This is a genomic window from Labilibaculum euxinicum (genome assembly GCF_963678175.1).
GTDB lineage: Bacteria > Bacteroidota > Bacteroidia > Bacteroidales > Marinifilaceae > Labilibaculum > Labilibaculum euxinus.
In genome coordinates this window covers 4,631,079-4,649,354 of the sequence record NZ_OY782756.1, presented here as the reverse complement: position 1 = coordinate 4,649,354, position 18,276 = coordinate 4,631,079, and the positions used below count along the sequence as shown (strand labels likewise).

The following is an 18,276-nucleotide window of genomic DNA, read 5'->3' as shown; positions in this document are numbered from 1 at the left end:
AATGGCAAAAGTTTTAACCAGTAGAAGCGAAAATTACTCGCAATGGTATAATGACTTGGTGATCAAGGCAGATTTAGCAGAAAACTCTCCTGTAAGGGGATGTATGATTATTAAACCTTATGGCTATGCTATTTGGGAAAAGATACAGGCTCAATTGGATAAAATGTTCAAGGAGACAGGTCATCAAAATGCATATTTTCCTCTTTTAATTCCTAAATCATTTTTGAGTAAGGAAGCTGATCATGTGGAAGGTTTTGCAAAGGAATGTGCAGTGGTAACTCATTACCGTTTGAAAAATGATCCGAACGGAAAAGGAGTGATTGTTGATCCGGATGCTAAGTTGGAGGAAGAGTTAATTATTCGGCCAACTTCTGAAACGATTATTTGGAGTACTTATAAAAACTGGATTCAATCGTACCGCGACTTACCAATTCTTTGTAATCAGTGGGCGAATGTTATGCGTTGGGAAATGCGGACCCGTTTATTTTTGCGTACATCAGAATTTTTATGGCAAGAAGGCCATACGGCACATGCAACTAAAGAAGAGGCATTGATCGAGACCAAACAAATGGTTGATATTTACGGTGAATTTGCCGAGAAATGGATGTCTGTTCCTGTGTTAAAGGGACATAAAACAGAATCTGAGCGTTTTGCAGGAGCATTGGATACTTATTGTATTGAAGCCTTAATGCAGGATGGTAAAGCTCTTCAAGCTGGAACATCTCACTTTTTGGGACAGAATTTTGCAAAAGCATTTGATGTGAAATTTACTAACAAAGAAGGCAAAGAGGATTATGTTTGGGCAACTTCATGGGGTGTTTCAACCCGTTTAATGGGTGCTTTAGTTATGGCTCACTCCGATGATAATGGCTTGGTACTGCCTCCAAAACTGGCTCCAATTCAGGTTGTGATTGTACCCATCTACCGAAAAGCTGAAGAGCTCGAAAAAATATCAGAAACTATAAATCCTATTGTAGCAAAACTAAAAGCCAAAGGCATTTCAGTTAAATTCGATGATAGCGATAATCGCAAACCGGGATGGAAATTTGCTGAATACGAATTAAAGGGTGTACCTGTTCGTTTGGCAATTGGTGCCCGCGATTTGGAGAATGGAACTATCGAGTTGGCCCGTCGTGATACCCTAACAAAAGAAACAGTTTCTATTGAAGGTGTAGAAGATTTGATTGAAAATTTAATGGAAGAAATTCAGAATAGTATTTTCCAGAAAGCATTAGATTTTAGAACAGAAAAAACGACTAAAGTGGATACTTACGAAGAGTTTAAGGAACTTTTGGAAAGCAAAACCGGATTTTTCCTTGCTCACTGGGATGGTACAGCCGAAACAGAAGAGAAAATTCAAACGGAGACAAAAGCAACTATTCGCTGTATTCCTTTCGAAGGAGATGGAGAAGAAGGGATTTGTATGGTAACAGGCAAACCTTCAAAACAACGTGTGGTATTTGCAAAATCCTATTAATTAAGAAAAGTTAAATGTAGATATTATCAAACAGTCATCAGGTATCTGATGACTGTTTTTTTGTATATTTACTTTTCAATTCTAAACAATAACACAATGAATATCTTAAACACAAAAGCTGCTATACTCTCAACAATTATGGACAAAGCTTCATTAAAGCAGGTTGTTTATAAAAATACCAAGGAGATATTTGAGGAATTACGGGCTGTAGTTGAAAATTTAATTGAAGAGTACAATTCAGAATTGGGTGAGGTCGATGAAAATGTACTTCTTTCTTTTGAGGACAAAGGAGAATTTGAATATCAAATTAAGATTGCATCCGATATTTTAGTTTTTAGTTTGCATACCAATGTATTTCAATTTAACAGAGATCATAATGTGTGGAAGCAAGCTTACGTGAAAACAGATCCTGACAATGCTTACTCAGGTATTATTAATGTCTATAATTTTTTGGCCGATTCTTTTAAATATACTCGATATGAGGATTTAGGATATTTGGTTGCCCGAATTTTTATCAACAGAGAAAAGCACTACATTGTTGAGGGGAAAAGACAATTGGGTTTGCTGCAAACGGATTTATCGGTTTCTACTGCCGATCATGATAACCTGCGAAACATTGTGGAAACTGCCATTAATTATTCTTTGAATTTCGATTTATTGGTTCCTCCATACGATAATGTGAAGATCATGTCAGTAGGACAGATGTTCGAGAAAATTCAGAATGCAAGAATACCAACGGGTAAACGATTGGGTTTTCAGTTTAAATCCGATGATGTATAATAGTTAAGATTCGCAATAAGAAAACCGGAATCAAATTCATTTTCAAACATCATTTTAGTAATATTGCAACGCTTCACCAAATAGTTTTTGGAAGTGGTTATGTGTGCATTTTTTAATATAAACACCAGATATGAGTGCCTTAATAGAAAAATTTATACGATACGTAAAATTCGATACTCAATCGGATACCGAAACCGGGTTAACTCCCAGTACACCCGGACAAATGTTTTTGGCAAAAGAATTGACCCGGGAATTGGAAGAGATGGGATTGGAAAATATCAGTCTTGACGAGAACGGATACATTATGGCTGTTCTTCCTTCCAATTTGGATCATGAAGTTCCTGCCGTAGGTTTTGTAGCTCATATGGATACAAGTCCTGATTTTTCTGGAAAACATGTGAAGCCTCAGTTTTGGGAAAACTACAATGGCGAAGATATTGTTTTGAATGAAGAAAAGGATATAGTGATGAAAGTTGCTGATTTTCCGGAATTGAAAAAATACAAAGGTCAAACGATAATAACAACGAATGGCATTACGCTGTTGGGGGCGGATGATAAAGCGGGTGTTGCAGAGATCATGACTGCGATAGAATATCTTACCGAACATCCTGAAATTAAACACGGTCCTGTTCATGTTGGCTTTACGCCTGATGAAGAAATTGGAAAAGGGGCTGATTTCTTTAATGTGGAGAAGTTTGGAGCTGAGTTTGCTTATACGCTTGATGGTGGTGAAATTGGTGAGTTGCAGTATGAGAATTTTAATGCTGCATTTGCAAAAATTAGCTTTCAGGGCCGTAATGTTCATCCAGGAATGGCGAAAGACAAAATGATTAACTCGATGTTGATTGCCAATGAATTTCTTACACGTTTACCTGTAGATGAAGTGCCCGACAAAACAGAAGGTTACGAAGGCTTTTACCATTTAATTTCGATGGCGGGAAATGTTGAGAATTCAAATCTTCAATACATTATCCGCGATTTTGAAATGAAGAAGTATGAAGAGAGAAAACAATTTGTACAATCTCTTTGTGATGAATTTTGTGAGAAATATGGTGAGGGAAGTGTAAGTCTGGAAATAACCAATCAGTATTACAACATGCGCGAAAAAATTGAGCCGGTGAAATACATTGTTGATATTGCAGAAGAAGCAATGAAGCAGGTAGGAGTTGAGCCAATGATCATTCCAATTCGTGGAGGAACTGATGGAAGCCGCCTTTCCTATATGGGTTTACCTTGTCCGAATATATTTGCCGGCGGACATAATTTCCATGGAAGATTCGAATACGTCCCGGTAGAATCAATGGAAAAATCGGTAGAAGTAATTCTGAAAATTGTAGAATTAATTTCGAAACGATAACAGAATAAAGTATACAAAGAGAAAGGCAATCGTTTGGTTGCCTTTCTTATTCCATTAGTTTTTCGAACATCCTTCCACCTAAAAACATGGCTTTTAAAATGGGATGTATCTCTTTTCCCAAATCGGTAAGGCTGTATTCCACTTTAGGCGGAACTTCAGGGTAAACCTTACGGATCACCAAACCATCTTCTTCCAATTCTTTTAGGTTTTTGCTAAGCATTCTGTCGCTGATGTCCGGCAAAAGTTTCACCAATTCATTGTACCGCTTGGTTCCTTGTATCAGATGCAAAATGATGGTTGCTTTTCGTTTTCCTTTAACGAAATTGATAAATGTATCTATTGGACAATCTCCTTTTTTCAAAATAAAAAAGTTTTTACGCGTTGATAATCAGCAATTACGAACAAAATGTTAGTAGCCTGCCAAAGTGTAAGTTCTTGATTAGTAATTAAAATGCTTGTATCTTTGGTACAAGATAAGAATTAAATCAGGATAAGATATGGATACAAAAAGAGAATTTAAAGCACTTCGAATTTACGAAGAAGAAGGGAAATACATTCGAAGAATTGAAAAAAGGAAAATTGAAGATCTTCCAGAGGGAGAGGTAATTGTGAGAGTGAAGTATTCTTCTTTGAATTTTAAAGATGCACTTTCTGTATCTGGAAATAAAGGGGTGACACGAAAATATCCGCATACGCCGGGTATTGATGCGGCAGGAGTTGTGGAATATTCAGCGAGTGAAAGGTTTAAAGCCGGCGATGAAGTAATTGTAACCAGCTACGATTTGGGCATGAATACCGATGGTGGTTTTGCAGAATATATTCGGGTGCCGGAATCTTGGGTTGTTGCAATGCCAAAAGAATTGGACTTTAAACAAGCTATGATTTATGGAACTGCTGGATTTACAGCTGCTTTATCGGTGTATCGCTTGTTGTCGGCAGGACAAACTCCAAAAATGGGGCCGGTAGTGGTTACAGGAGCCTTAGGTGGAGTGGGTAGTATTGCTATTAGTATATTGGTTAGTTTAGGCTTTGAAGTAATTGCGGCGACTTTCGAAAACAGTGGTGGTGAAGATGAATTACACGAATTAGGTGTTGCTAGTCGCATTAGTAGTGAAATTACCGATGATCAATCGGGAAGACCATTATTAAAACCACTTTGGGCTGGAGCCATTGATGTTATTGGTGGAAATACTTTGCATACACTTCTTAAAGCTTGCAAACCATTGGGAAATGTGACCTGTTGTGGTAATGTTGGCTCAGGAGATTTAGCAATGACGGTTTACCCTTTCATTCTAAACGGAATTAGTTTAATTGGTATTGATTCTCAGAATTGCCCAATGGAATTGCGCCAAAAAGTTTGGAACAAGTTGGCTTCCGATTGGAATGTTTACAGCAACAAAGAGCAGGTTATTGAGTCATCTTTAGAAGAATTGGATACCTATATTGATTTAATGTTGGCAAAGAAGAGTCGCGGGAGAGTTATTGTGAAACTATAGTTTTTTAAATATTAAAAGAAAAAAGGCAGCCAATTGGTTGCCTTTTTTGATTTAAAAGCAAATTTGTCTTAGAGGTCTGTAGTAAGAGAGTGCTTTTAATGTATTGTTGTTGGCAATACAAGTCAAATATTTAGCAGAAGAATAGAGATAAAAGAAATAGTTAATCATTTAAAAGTATTGATTATGCAAGTGATTGAAACATTGGAGTCAAGAGTTTTCAGTCTGAAAGCAACTATTTTTTTGTATCTTGCCCCCTAAATTATTGAGGAAATTAGAATGAGTTCAATTCAGGCAATAAGTATAGATAATTTGGGGAGGGATAAATCCCAGCTAAAGCTTGTTGAAGAGGCTGAAAACAAAGCCGTTTTAACTCATTATCTGCATAATTATCAAAATGGTGTGAAAAAGCACTATGAAAAGGATGCTCTGTTAACTCTAAATAATTATTTGGAATGCGAACAGCAAAGCGATAATTCCCCAGTATTGCTTGAAAATACATTACAACAACTCTTATCTGAAGTTGAAAATGTACCATTCCCAACTCCTGAAAATTACAAGTTTAAATTTATTGATCTTTTTGCCGGTATTGGCGGGTTTAGACTTGCATTGCAAAATGTTGGAGGGAAGTGTATCTATACCAGTGAGTGGAGTAGTAATGCTAAAAAGACTTATCGTGCGAATTTTGGAGAGGTACCGTTTGGAGATATAACCAAAGAGAAAAATAAAAATTACATTCCCGATCAATTTGATATTTTATGTGCGGGCTTTCCTTGTCAGGCATTTTCAATTGCCGGGAATCGAAAAGGTTTTGCTGATACCCGGGGGACTTTATTTTTTGATGTAGAACAAATCATTGAAAGGCATCAGCCTAAGGTTGTTTTTCTGGAAAATGTTAAAAATTTGGTTTCCCACGATAAAGGAAATACGTTTAAAGTAATTCTTGAGACTTTAGAAGAAAAGTTAGGATATAAAGTGTTTAACAAAGTTTTAAACACAGCAACACATGCAAATGTTCCTCAAAACAGAGAGCGGATTTTTATTGTAGCTTTTGATCCGAATCAGGTTGAAAATTATTTGAATTTTGAATTCCCCGAAGAGATTAAATTAACAAAGACCATTCATGATTTTATAGAAAAAGGGAAGCAGGATGATATTTATTATTACAAAAAGGATCATAAATATTACCCGGAATTGGAGAGGTCGATAATCTCGAAAGACACCGTTTATCAGTGGCGTAGGGTTTATGTGAGAGAAAATAAAAATAATGTTTGTCCGACCTTAACTGCAAATATGGGTACCGGCGGACATAATGTGCCGCTTATTAAAGATGATTTTGGAATACGAAAACTAACTCCAAAAGAATGCTTTGCATTTCAAGGCTATCCTGTTCATGATTATATCTTGCCCAAGCTAGCGAACAGTAATTTGTATATGCAGGCAGGTAATTCGGTTACAACAAGCTTAATTGAGCGAATCGCTAAGCAAATTTGTATGGTTTTATGATATCATTTGCAGGAAAATAATTAATGAAAACGAATACATATATTGAATTTTGCCAAGATGAATAAAGTACTTTTAAATCAATTAGTTTATTTTAAAAGAGTAAATATCCCTAAATATATAGAAGCTAATATTCAATCAATAGCACTAAAGCATCTTGAATTGTCTGATATGGGCAAATTAAGGGATAGAATGGAAGGGCAGCTATATTATAGTCGGTTGAGAGATGATATATTCTCAGAATATGCTTTTGAGAATATAATTGGTCTGCGGAAATTTGATTGGGATAAACGAACTAAAAAAAATTACAAGAGAAAAAAGTATGTTTTCGAAAATAAGACTCTGAATTTAGTTTTATTCGCGGGCGATTCGTTACCAAAATTCAGTGCTGATCATGTAAGTAATTGCATTTTTGTTCATGTTAATACAGATAGTCGTGTTCTTTTAAGTGGTTTGGCAACAAAGAGTATGATTGATGAAATGACTGTTGAACAGGATTCAAAAATAATTGAGTTTGCTGATTTTAAAGGTTTATTAGAGTACAATTCAATGGAGGAGTTAATCATGAAGATGGAATAAAATGTTATTCTTATTACTTTAGTCTTTAATTGATATTTTGACAAAATACTCGTTTGTATTAAGAAGGTAAATCAAAAAAAATAGGAATGAAAGAAGTTGAAAAGCTATCAGAAAGTACTAATTACAGTGCAGTTAATTTGGGTGATTTAAAAGATATAATGGATTACTCTCTAATACATCCTGCAAGTAAAAACTTAATAGAAGGCAAAGTTTTTTTAAAAGATGCGACTAAAGCAACCGGCACTGAAATTTCGTTTAATTCGCTTCCACCGCAATCTGAGCAATCTTATTTTCACATTCACAGAAAAAATGAAGAAACTTATATAATCATAAAAGGCTCCGGTTTTTTTCAAGTGGACGAAGATTGTTTTAGTATAAAAGAAGGAAGTACAATACGGGTTGCACCGCAAGGGAAACGTGGTATCCGTAATTCTTCTAACGAAACAATGATATATATGGTAATTCAGTCTAAAGAAAATTCTTTGGAAGAGCATACTGTTGCCGATGGAGAAAGGGTTCCTGTTGAACCAAAATGGAGATAAGAACAAATAAGAAATTGTCTAAAGTTGGTGATGACGAGATGAAAACTTTTCGTATTGCTGATGATAATGGGACAAAAAGCCAAAAAATATCTTCTACGTAAGATGTAGAAGCTGTCCAAACAAAAAAATGTCTTCTCTGAATTTCAGAGAAGACATTTAAACAAAATGATCATATTAAGTTTCAGGAAGATCTCCTTAAATTAATATTCGCTTCATATCGTATTGCAGTATTTCTTCTATTTTGTAGAAGAGAAGAGATTCTACGCATCTTTTCTTTAAATTTGCCACATGCGAAAAAGGCTTACTTTCCACATATCCGACACAACAAAATTTAAAGAACAATTGCTTTTTTGGAGCAAGAAGTTTCAGTGCGTATGTATTCTTGACAGTCACGAAGTGAACCTGAAGGAGAATTCGAAAATGGAATACAATACATACGAGTTGGTTGCCGGCATCGATGCCCTTCAAATTATTGAACCGGAGCAGAATTGCTTCGATAGCCTAAAAGCTGAGATTGATTTTGCTAAAGATTGGTGGTTTGGTTATTTGGGTTATGATCTTAAAAATGAGATTGAGAATTTAAGTTCAGATAATCAGGATGGACTGGACATGCCGCAAATGAATTTTTTTCGTCCGCGTTGGGTGTTTCTTTTGGATGTGGATACTTTATTGATTCATTATTTCGAAGAGGAATTTTCCGAAGAGGATATTTATAATTTGGTCATGAATATTCAAAATATATCTGTACCAAAAGAGAAAGAGGTTACTGTTGCGGAAATAAAATGCAGAATCAGCCGGGAAGAGTATTTAAAAGCAATCAGGCAATTGAAAGAACACATCCGAATAGGCGATATTTACGAAGTCAATTTTTGTCAGGAATTTTATGCGGAGGATACTTATATCCGGCCAAGGCAAACGTTTCGAAAATTAATGAAGGTTTCGCCTACGCCATATTCATGTTTTTACCGAATGGGAGAGAAGTATTTGTTATCGGCAAGTCCTGAACGATATCTTAAAAAAGTGGGACGGAAAATTATATCTCAACCCATTAAGGGAACAGCTAAAAGAGGTGCGAATGAAGAAGAAGATAAGTTAATTAAAGAGAATTTATTTTCTGATGCTAAGGAGAGGGCCGAGAACATCATGATAGTGGATTTAGTTCGCAACGATTTATCGAGAACTGCAGCAAAGGACTCAGTAATTGTTGAGGAATTGTGCGGTATTTATACATTTCCGCAGGTTCATCAAATGATATCTACCATAGTTTCGGAGCTGAAAGAAGATGTTCATTTTGTAGAAGCAATTCGTCAGACTTTCCCAATGGGATCGATGACCGGTGCGCCTAAGGTTAGAGCTATGAAATTGATTGAGAAATACGAATCAACCAAAAGAGGACTGTTTTCCGGAGCAGTTGGTTATGTCACTCCTGATGGTGATTTTGATTTTAATGTGGTAATTCGAAGTATTCAGTATAATGCAATGAACCATTACCTGTCTTTTATGGTTGGTGGGGCTATCACCATGCAGTCAAATCCTGAAAAGGAACATGAGGAATGTATGTTGAAGGCAAAAGCCATTATGAAAGTGTTAAAAGAGTAAGGGATTTTTTATCTTTAAACTTTGAGCAAAAACTCATTGGTTACAATTAAATACTATTTGATGCAACGTAAAATTGTTCGTTTTGTAGAAGAGGAAAATTTATTTTATCGCGACGAAAAAATCTTGGTTGCGGTAAGTGGTGGAGTAGATTCCGTTGTTTTGCTTGATCTTCTTTGCAAAATGGAAGTGGAGTGTGGGGTTGCTCATTGTAATTTTCATTTGCGGGACGAGGAATCAGATGGCGACTTTGAGTTTGTGAAGAATTTGGCCAAAGAGAAAGGTTTGGCGTTTTACTCGATAGATTTTGACACTAAAAAGTATGCTGCGGAGAATAAAATTTCTATCGAAATGGCTGCTCGCGACCTGCGTTACAATTGGTTTGAACAGGTAAGAGAAGCTTCTGAATACAAATACATTGCTGTTGGGCATCATGCTGATGATGTTGCAGAAACAGTGCTGATAAATTTAGCTCGCGGGACGGGGATTCATGGTTTATCGGGAATTAAGCCGAAGTTAGGTAAGATTGTGCGTCCACTGCTGCCATTTCCGCGTAAGCAGTTGCTTGAGTATGCAAAAAAGAATTCTATTGATTTTCGTGAGGACAGAACAAATGCGGAAACCGATTATGTGCGGAATAAAATCCGCCATCAGATAATGCCTGTATTGGAGGAGATTAATCCGGCCATTCGCGCTACCATGACCGAGAATGTGCAGCGTTTTCGTGAAGTGGAACAGATTTACAACAGGGTAATTGAACAGAACCGTTTGCACTTGGTTTTTACACGGGAGAATCAGTTGTTAATTTCAATTCCTAAGTTGAAAGAGCTTTTGGCTCCTGTGTCTCATTTGTACGAACTGCTTTCTCCATATGGCTTTCATCATCGTGATGTTCGCAAAATTGCGGAATCTATTCATGGAATTTCCGGTAAGTTGTTTTATTCGGCAAGCCATCAATTGTTGCGCGATCGGGAATATTTAATCCTTACGGAGATTTCAGAAGGGAATAATAATGAATATTTAATTGCGGATGAGGAAGTTAAACTTAAATTACCAGTAGAACTAAAGATTTCATTTTTGGATCGAACGCCCGGATTTCAATTTCCCAACAGCACTAAAATTGCCTGCTTTGATGCGAATAAACTTCAGTTCCCGCTTCAGTTGAGGAAATGGAAAGAAGGAGATTATTTTCATCCTATCGGTATGAAGGGTAAGAAGAAGATTTCCGATTTCTTTATCGATCAAAAGTTCTCTCTTCAGGAGAAAGAGAACACCTGGTTGTTGTTGTCAGGCACTAAAATTGTATGGGTTGTTGGGCACCGCATGGATGATCGATTTAAGATTACAGGCAACACCACCAAGATATATCGATTGGAGTTGGAGTAGCTTCTAAAAAGAACTTGTCCATTATTGAACAAGCTCTTTTGTTTAGTCTTAGTTTTAAGCCTCAACTTTTTGAAGTAAGCTTTCTTTTAAATTTTTGAGTAATGCTTTTTTTACTTTGCGTGGTTTTTCAGCACTAATTTCTTCCAGAGCAATTAGTGCAAGATTACCAATTTCGAAAAGGCCAACAGGATTTTTGTCGAAGTTGTAGCTGCCAATTACATACTCTAATTTTGATTTAAGTTCGTTGTATGCATCGTTTCCAGGTTTATTCAAACATTCCAATGCTTCCTGACAAGCATCTCTAAGTTCTTCATTTTTAATATCCATAGCTTTCGGGTTAAATAGTTAATATCTATCTAATTTACGAAATCATTCATTTATTAGAGTTATTTGTATGTTAGCTTTTTATTTCTAATTTATATAGATCAATATTTATCTTGTCGAAATTGTTTTCGTCATTGATAAAAATCGTTTGCATTGTTGATAATGAAGTTATAGGGGTGGTTTTTTAGTATTTTATAGTTTGTGCTTACTTCAATTTACGGGTAAATCTTAAAAAGAGAAAGCACAGCTAATAGCCGTGCTTTTCTTTAAAAGTGTTTTATAATTTTAATTTACAATGGAATGTTACCATGTTTTTTCGGTGGATTCTGTTCGCTTTTGTTTGCACACATATCCAAAGCCTGTACCAATTTGTGGCGGGTTTGTTTGGGTTGAATAATTTCATCAATATATCCCAATTCTGCAGCTTTGTACGGATTGGCAAACTTATCACGGTAATCTTCAATAGCATCTGCTCTTTCCGATTCTGTAAGTCCTTTGTGCATAATATTAACAGCTCCTTCGGCGCCCATAACGGCAATTTCGCCGGTTGGATAGGAATAATTAATATCTGCCCCAATGTGCTTCGAAGCCATTACATCATAAGCACCACCGTATGCTTTACGGGTGATTAAGGTGATTTTTGGAACCGTAGCTTCTGCGAAAGCATATAACAGCTTGGCGCCATGTTTAATAATTCCACCAAATTCCTGAGCAGTTCCCGGAAGGAAACCAGGCACATCCACGAAAGTGATTAAAGGAATGTTAAAAGCATCGCAGAAACGCACAAACCTGGCTGCCTTAACAGAGCTGTTGATATCTAAAACGCCAGCCATAAAAGCAGGATTATTAGCAACAATTCCCACGGGTTTTCCGCTCAATCTGGCAAAACCAATGCATATGTTTTGTGCATATAGCGGCATTACTTCAAAAAAGTTGTGATCATCTATAACTGTCTCGATAATATCTTTGATGTTGTATGGTTTGTTGGGATCAACAGGAACCATAGTCTGAAGTTTCTCATCTTCGCGGTGAATATTGTCGGTACAAGGCTTTATTGGCGGATCTTCCATGTTATTTGACGGAAGAAAACCAATCAGCTCACGAAGCATCATCATGGCTTGTTCGTCGTTATCGGCAGTAAAATGAGCAACGCCACTTTTAGAATTGTGAGTTATTGCTCCACCCAGTTCTTCTTTGGTAACTTCTTCGTGTGTAACTGTTTTTATCACATCGGGTCCGGTTACAAACATATAACTTGTATCCTTCACCATCATAATAAAATCGGTAAGAGCAGGAGAGTAGACTGCTCCACCTGCACATGGACCCATAATGGCAGAAATCTGCGGTATTACTCCGGAACCTCTTACATTCTGATAAAAGATATCAGCATATCCGGCTAAACTCTGCACGCCTTCCTGAATTCGGGCTCCTCCTGAGTCATTCAAACCAATAATAGGAGCGCCCATTTTCATGGCTAATTTTGTAATTTTAACAATTTTATCGGCGTTGGCACTACTCAACGAACCACCAAAAACAGTAAAGTCCTGGGCGAAAACATAAACCAAACGGCTATCGATTTTGCCATAGCCACAAACAACACCATCGCCAAGTATTTTGTTTTTCTCCATACCAAAATCGGTAGAACGGTGCGTAACCATTTTGTCTACTTCCACGAAAGTTTCGGGATCCATAAGATCCATGATTCTCTCTCTGGCAGTTTTTTTACCACCAGCATGATGTTTTGCAATTCTATCTTGTCCGCCACCAGCTTCGGCGGCTTTATTTAATTCTTCAAACTTTTTAATTTTGTCTTCAAGTGTCAACATTTCTTTATAATTATAAATTTTGAATGATAAATTATGAATGTCTTTTCAAGTTGGGGAATTCATAAGTTAATACCCATAATTGTTAATTCGTAATTTTACTTAGTCAATAAACACTAAAGGTTGATTTCCGTCGATGATATCCTCTTCATGAACATAGATTTCTTTTACAATACCATCTTTCATGGCTTTGTATTCGCTCTCCATTTTCATTGCTGATACAATAATTACGGTGTCTCCCTTTTTCACTTCGCTTCCCAATTCAACAGGAATCTTAACTACTTTTCCCGGCATTGGTGAGGTGATTGTACTCTCTGTTGCTTCAAGGTTACCCGAATTTCTTGCTTGCAGATATTTGGTTTCAGCATCGATAATTTCCGCATCATAGGAATGGTAAAATGTGTTGACTGAATACTTTTTTGAAGAATCAGTTTCAATTAATTCCACATTATAGGAGCGACCTTTATATAGAACGGAGTACACGCCATTTTCAACCTGCAGCATATCCAGATTGTACTCTTTTGAGTCAACCATTATTTTGATTTGATTTCCCTCTTCGGCTAAAAGTTCAACTTTTGCCAAGCGTTCGCCCAATTTTATTTCAATTGCCATTTTATTATTTTTTTGTTTGTCCTTTAGTTTTCACTTGCTCTAAACATTCCCCTTCTGCGTCCAAATTCTTTCCACTTGCTTTGCAGTGATGATTTTGGACAAATTTGAGTGTTTTTCAGTTTGTTGTGATAATTGATAAAGGCGGTAACTATGGCCAGATCTTCAAAAGACTGCTTCGCTTCATCAGAAGCAAGAAGAAAATCTTTGTTATTTTGAATAAAGTGAGTATCGTAGGTGCCGTTTCTAAAGTCAGGGCAATCCATTATTTTTTCAAGATATTTGATTGAGGTTTTTACGCCGGTAATTTTGTATTCGAAAAGTGCCCGCCGCATTCGTTCGATCGCTTCCTCTCTTGTTTTGGCCCAAACAATTAGTTTGGAAATCATTGGATCGTAATGAATTGGAATTTCATATCCTTCATAAACGTAGCCGTCGGTTCTAACTCCTAAGCCCATTGGTTCGGTAATGTGGGTAATCACACCCGGACTCGGCATAAAGTTATTATCGGTATCTTCCGCATAAATTCTGCATTCGATTGCATGTCCGAACTGAAAAATATCTTCTTGTTTCATTTTCAATTCTTGTCCTTCGGCAATTAAAATTTGTTGTTTCACAAGATCGTATCCGGTTACCCTTTCGGTGATAGGATGCTCGACTTGTAATCGAGTATTCATTTCAAGGAAATAGTAGTTGTGATCATTATCTACCAGAAACTCAATGGTGCCTGCCCCATGATAATTAACTGCTTTAGCAGCTGCAACAGCATGTTCTCCCATTTGAGCTCTTAACTCAGAAGTCATTAGCGGTGAGGGCGTTTCTTCTACCACCTTCTGGTGTCGTCTTTGAACGGAGCATTCTCTTTCGCAAAGATGAATTACATTGCCATGTTTGTCACCAAGGATCTGAAACTCGATGTGATGAGGAGAAGAAATGTATTTTTCGATGTAAACAGCGTCATCACCAAATGATGCCATGGCTTCCGATTTTGCAGCTCTTAGCCCTTCCAGAATATTCTCTTCTTTGTCGATCATTCGCATTCCTTTCCCACCACCTCCGGCTGAAGCTTTAATCATTACCGGTAAACCAATTTCCCGAACCGTTTTAAGTATTGTCGATTCATCTTTTAGGTTTTCTTTAGTCCCCGGAACTACAGGAACACCACTCTTAATCATGGTTTGTCGAGCGGTAATTTTGTCCCCCATTGTTGCAATTACTTCGGGAGTTGGACCTATAAAAATGATACCTTCTTTTTCGCAGCGTTTTGAGAATTCAGCATTTTCGCTTAAAAATCCATAACCAGGATGAATAGCGTCAGCCTTTACCAGTTTTGCTGCGTTTATTATTTTATCAATATTTAAATAACTTTCGGCTGATGTGGCAGCTCCGATATGAATTGCCTGATCGGCATATCGCACATGCATAGATGTTCGATCGACATCGGAGTAAACAGCAACAGAAAGAATTCCCAATTCTCTGCATGATCGCATAACACGCAGAGCAATTTCTCCTCGATTTGCAACAAGGACTTTTGAAATCTTCTTGATCATATTTTGGTCTTCGTTTAAAAGCCTGTAAAGGCTTTGTTTTTAATCAACTAATCCATCTGATAGTTAGAAAAATATTTTTCCAAAAAGAATAATATACAGCATGGATGTGTTGTAGAACATCTAAATGTAATCAAAATTTCGAAGTTTTCAAGTAATTAAATATAAAGATGTGTGCATGTGATGATCATAAATCACACATGCTTTGGCGTGATTAAATCAACTGAAGATCAGCAGTTTGCAGGGGTGATATTTAGCAGTGTGGGAATTTCAGTTCAAAAAAATCGTAAAATGGGTGAAAACCGCCAATTATGTTGCAGAACAAGGATTGTATTTGTAAGAAATTATGGAATTTAAGCAATAATATGCATGAAAACGAGGAGTTTTTAAGTCGTATTTACAAATATTATTTTTGCCAAATGAATATTTGAAACCGGAGAGTGACTTAGTTTTTGTTTTTCACCTCTCCGCCAAATTCGAAACCAAGGCTTTCCAGTTCTTTTTTTATGATTTGTAAATCGATATTATTTCCCTCTAACTGCAAAAGTTTTTGTTCCAGATTTACTTCTGCCAGAGTAATGTTTTTCATGGCTCCAATGTGTTTTTCCACACTGTTTTTACAATGATTACAGCTCATCCCATTCACTATTACCAGTTTTTTATTAACAGCTATTTCAGGATCAGTTGATTTAAGCTTGTTTTTGCCGGAAATATATTTTTGTAAATAGCCATTGATAATCAATAGAACTAATGCAATACTGCTTCCCCATCTTAGCCAGTCGGGAAGCATCCAATGTCCTTCATGTGCCCCCATATGATCATGCAATGCGCCCATAGTAAACCATTCTCTGGGGAAAACATTATCGATTAACAGTCCAAAAAGCAGTGCGCCGGTAACAATTGACAGTAAGTAGGACCACATTGTTTTTTTGCCCAGAACTTTATTTAGTACGGTAATGGTTGCGGCATTGGTTGCCGGACCGGCCATTAAGAATACCAAGGCAGCACCGGGAGAAATGCCTTTCATCATTAAGATAGCAGCCACTGGTACCGATGAAGTTGCGCAAATATACAGAGGGATAGATGCCACAAGAATTACCAGCATACCAATAAAATCATTTCCAATATAAGCAGAGAAAAAATCGTCTGGAATTAGTACTGAAATTACAGCAGCCAAAAGAAGTCCAATAATTAACCACTTCGAAATGTCCTGCAGAAAGTCTACAAAAGCATATTTGAACATGGTATAGAGTGGTGATTTTTTCTTTTTAGTTTCTGTATTGCATTTTCCATTACATCCGCAGTCCGATTCTTTTTCGGTAGAGCAGCAAGAATCCGTGTTTTGTACGGGAATTTCTTTTTCATCTTTATCAAAATGATTGGTGAGCATTCCGCCAAACAGTCCGGTTAATAATGCTATAAAGGGACGAATGATTGCAAAAGGTAAGCCTAATAAGGAATAAGTAACTAAAATTGAGTCTACACCAGTTTGGGGAGTTGAGATCAGAAATGATACAGATGAACCTTTGGAAGCGCCACTCTTATAAAATGAAATACCGGTAGGGATAACTCCGCAAGAGCACAATGGAAGTGGAATACCCAGAAGTGCGGCATATAGAACGGATTTTCCGTTTTTCTGACCTAAATATTTGTCGATAAATTTCTGCGGAAATGCTACTTTCAAAATTCCTGCAAATAAAAAACCAAGCATTAAGTAGGGGGACATCTCGTTTAAGATATCTATAAAATCTATAAAAAACTGATTGATATATTCCATAGTTGAGCTTCTCTTTAGTATCCGAAATGCTATAAGTAAATAGCGAATCCGGAGCTTTTTCAGACTCAAAAGTATTAAAATATTGGATATATATAGAGAGTATATCAGTAATAAAAGAGCTGACAGTCTAAAAATACCAACATGTAGGTATTTATGCTTATTGAGACTTAGTCTAATTTAGCCGTCGAAATAATGCTTGTTATTCGAGCAGAAAAACTAAAACCTAATTGTTTTAAACTGATGAAAAAAGGATTACTATTTGTGGTTGCGATTGCTGCGTTTTTTGCAGCAAAAGCACAGGATGCTCAGGAATCAAAAAGTATTGGAACAACTATTTTGGACAGAGTTAAAGATGAGAAATTAAGTATTGGAGGTTATGGTGAGGTTCATTACAATCAGCAAATTAGTGGTAACACCCGTTACAATGGAAATATGGATGTTCATAGAATGGTATTGTTCTTTGGATATCAATTTAATGATAAGACTTCGTTTGTTACCGAAATTGAATACGAACACATAAAAGAGTTGTACGTTGAGCAAGCATTTCTAAACTATAATATTCGTCCAAACACAAGTTTGAGAGCCGGTTTAATGTTGGTGCCAATGGGTATTGTAAACGAATATCACGAACCAACTACTTTTAACGGCGTGGAGCGCCCAAGTGTGGATAACAGAATTGTTCCAACTACATGGCGCGAAATCGGGGTCGGACTTAGCGGGCGTATGCCTTCATTTCCTTTAAAGTATCAATTGTATGTAATGAATGGTTTTATTGGATACAATGGTACGGGTGTTCTTAGAGGTTCTGATGGATTTAGAAAAGGCCGTCAGAAAGGCGCTGAATCTACATTTACATCACCTTCTTTATCTGCTAAATTGGATTATTACGGAGTGAAAGGCTTAAATATTGGTTTGGCAGGATATTTCGGAAAAACTCAGTCATCTGCCTTTAATGGATTGGATAAGAATGATGATTTTGCTGAGGAAGTTGCAGATTCAACACGTGTTGGAATAAGCATGTTTGGAATGGATGTTCGTTACAAGGTGAACGCTTTGCAGTTAAAAGGTCAGTATATTCATTCTTTTATCAGTGATGTGGCAGCGTATAATGATAAAACAGGTAAGGATCTTGGAAAGCAAATGCAAGGTTACTATTTAGAGGCAGGATATAATTTATTAGATGGTAAAGAGCAGGCTTTGGTTCCATTTGTACGCTACGAAAATTATAACACACATCACAAAACGGCTGGGAATATGGTTGCAAACAAAGCTTACGATCGGGAAGAGGTATTCTTTGGGTTAAGCTATCATTTGGCAAAAGGTGCTGTTGTAAAAGCTGATTACCAAATGTCAAAAGACGGTAATGATGAGAAAAAGAATTTTGTGAATTTTGGTGTAGGCGTTTGGTTCTAGAACTAAAACAATTAAAATATTTTACTTCAAGGCATTTTGGGTTTCCATTGTGCTTTGAGGTTTTTCAAGT

At 36.7% G+C, this 18,276-nt stretch carries 16 protein-coding genes; 10 read left to right on the top strand and 6 right to left on the bottom strand.

All coding sequences use genetic code 11. The features are described from left to right. The first annotated feature begins 1 nt into the window (after position 1). From proS to pepT, 3 genes are all read left to right on the top strand, one after another. Positions 2-1,477, top strand: coding sequence for a proline--tRNA ligase (gene proS / locus ACY0M5_RS18290; protein WP_124991189.1), 1,476 nt, complete (start codon positions 2-4; stop codon positions 1,475-1,477). A 96-nt stretch (positions 1,478-1,573) separates the two neighbouring features. Continuing rightward, positions 1,574-2,257 (top strand): hypothetical protein, encoded by a 684-nt coding sequence (locus tag ACY0M5_RS18285; RefSeq protein WP_461630162.1) that lies wholly within the window; start codon positions 1,574-1,576, stop codon positions 2,255-2,257. Positions 2,258-2,387: 130 nt separating this feature from the next. After that, the gene (gene pepT / locus ACY0M5_RS18280) at positions 2,388-3,614 is read left to right on the top strand and encodes a peptidase T (RefSeq protein WP_461630161.1); all 1,227 of its coding nucleotides are present in this window, start codon (positions 2,388-2,390) and stop codon (positions 3,612-3,614) included. A gap of 46 nt (positions 3,615-3,660) precedes the next feature. Here pepT and ACY0M5_RS18275 read toward each other — a convergent pair whose 3' ends face one another. Then, positions 3,661-3,975 (bottom strand): winged helix-turn-helix transcriptional regulator, encoded by a 315-nt coding sequence (locus ACY0M5_RS18275; RefSeq protein ID WP_124991186.1) that lies wholly within the window; start codon positions 3,973-3,975, stop codon positions 3,661-3,663. A 136-nt stretch (positions 3,976-4,111) separates the two neighbouring features. Between ACY0M5_RS18275 and ACY0M5_RS18270 the strand changes: the two genes are divergently transcribed. From ACY0M5_RS18270 to tilS, 6 genes are all read left to right on the top strand, one after another. After that, the gene (locus ACY0M5_RS18270) at positions 4,112-5,110 is read left to right on the top strand and encodes a YhdH/YhfP family quinone oxidoreductase (RefSeq protein WP_156196357.1); all 999 of its coding nucleotides are present in this window, start codon (positions 4,112-4,114) and stop codon (positions 5,108-5,110) included. A 276-nt stretch (positions 5,111-5,386) separates the two neighbouring features. Beyond that, a complete protein-coding gene (gene dcm / locus ACY0M5_RS18265; RefSeq protein WP_461630160.1) occupies positions 5,387-6,613 on the top strand; it encodes a DNA (cytosine-5-)-methyltransferase in 1,227 nt (408 codons plus the stop codon). Between the two features lie 57 nt (positions 6,614-6,670). Next, complete coding sequence (locus tag ACY0M5_RS18260; protein ID WP_124991183.1) at positions 6,671-7,189, top strand: hypothetical protein; 519 nt, start codon at positions 6,671-6,673, stop codon at positions 7,187-7,189. Positions 7,190-7,275: 86 nt separating this feature from the next. Then, entirely contained in the window at positions 7,276-7,731 is a 456-nt protein-coding gene (locus ACY0M5_RS18255) for a cupin domain-containing protein (protein WP_124991182.1), read from the top strand. A gap of 288 nt (positions 7,732-8,019) precedes the next feature. Beyond that, the gene (gene pabB, locus ACY0M5_RS18250) at positions 8,020-9,330 is read left to right on the top strand and encodes an aminodeoxychorismate synthase component I (RefSeq protein WP_461630159.1); all 1,311 of its coding nucleotides are present in this window, start codon (positions 8,020-8,022) and stop codon (positions 9,328-9,330) included. A 60-nt stretch (positions 9,331-9,390) separates the two neighbouring features. Further along, a complete protein-coding gene (gene tilS, locus ACY0M5_RS18245) occupies positions 9,391-10,713 on the top strand; it encodes a tRNA lysidine(34) synthetase TilS (RefSeq protein ID WP_461630158.1) in 1,323 nt (440 codons plus the stop codon). Positions 10,714-10,767: 54 nt separating this feature from the next. On the opposite strand, the gene ACY0M5_RS18240 is transcribed toward tilS, so the two are convergent. The 5 genes from ACY0M5_RS18240 to ACY0M5_RS18220 all read right to left on the bottom strand — a co-directional run bounded on the left by ACY0M5_RS18240 (position 10,768) and on the right by ACY0M5_RS18220 (position 16,793). Continuing rightward, positions 10,768-11,040, bottom strand: a complete 273-nt coding sequence (locus ACY0M5_RS18240; RefSeq protein ID WP_461630157.1) for a hypothetical protein — start codon at positions 11,038-11,040, stop codon at positions 10,768-10,770. A 287-nt stretch (positions 11,041-11,327) separates the two neighbouring features. Then, the gene (locus tag ACY0M5_RS18235; RefSeq protein ID WP_461630156.1) at positions 11,328-12,863 is read right to left on the bottom strand and encodes an acyl-CoA carboxylase subunit beta; all 1,536 of its coding nucleotides are present in this window, start codon (positions 12,861-12,863) and stop codon (positions 11,328-11,330) included. Positions 12,864-12,962: 99 nt separating this feature from the next. Continuing rightward, complete coding sequence (locus ACY0M5_RS18230; protein WP_124991178.1) at positions 12,963-13,472, bottom strand: biotin/lipoyl-containing protein; 510 nt, start codon at positions 13,470-13,472, stop codon at positions 12,963-12,965. 23 nt (positions 13,473-13,495) lie between these two features. Further along, positions 13,496-15,019 carry an acetyl-CoA carboxylase biotin carboxylase subunit gene (gene accC, locus ACY0M5_RS18225; RefSeq protein WP_124991177.1) on the bottom strand — a complete coding sequence of 508 codons (1,524 nt, stop codon included), beginning with the start codon at positions 15,017-15,019 and terminating at the stop codon, positions 13,496-13,498. Between the two features lie 442 nt (positions 15,020-15,461). Further along, on the bottom strand, positions 15,462-16,793 hold the full coding sequence (locus ACY0M5_RS18220; protein ID WP_461630155.1) for an SO_0444 family Cu/Zn efflux transporter: 1,332 nt from the start codon (positions 16,791-16,793) through the stop codon (positions 15,462-15,464). 240 nt (positions 16,794-17,033) lie between these two features. Between ACY0M5_RS18220 and ACY0M5_RS18215 the strand changes: the two genes are divergently transcribed. Beyond that, on the top strand, positions 17,034-18,206 hold the full coding sequence (locus ACY0M5_RS18215; RefSeq protein WP_461630154.1) for a hypothetical protein: 1,173 nt from the start codon (positions 17,034-17,036) through the stop codon (positions 18,204-18,206). The last annotated feature ends 70 nt before the right edge of the window (positions 18,207-18,276 follow it).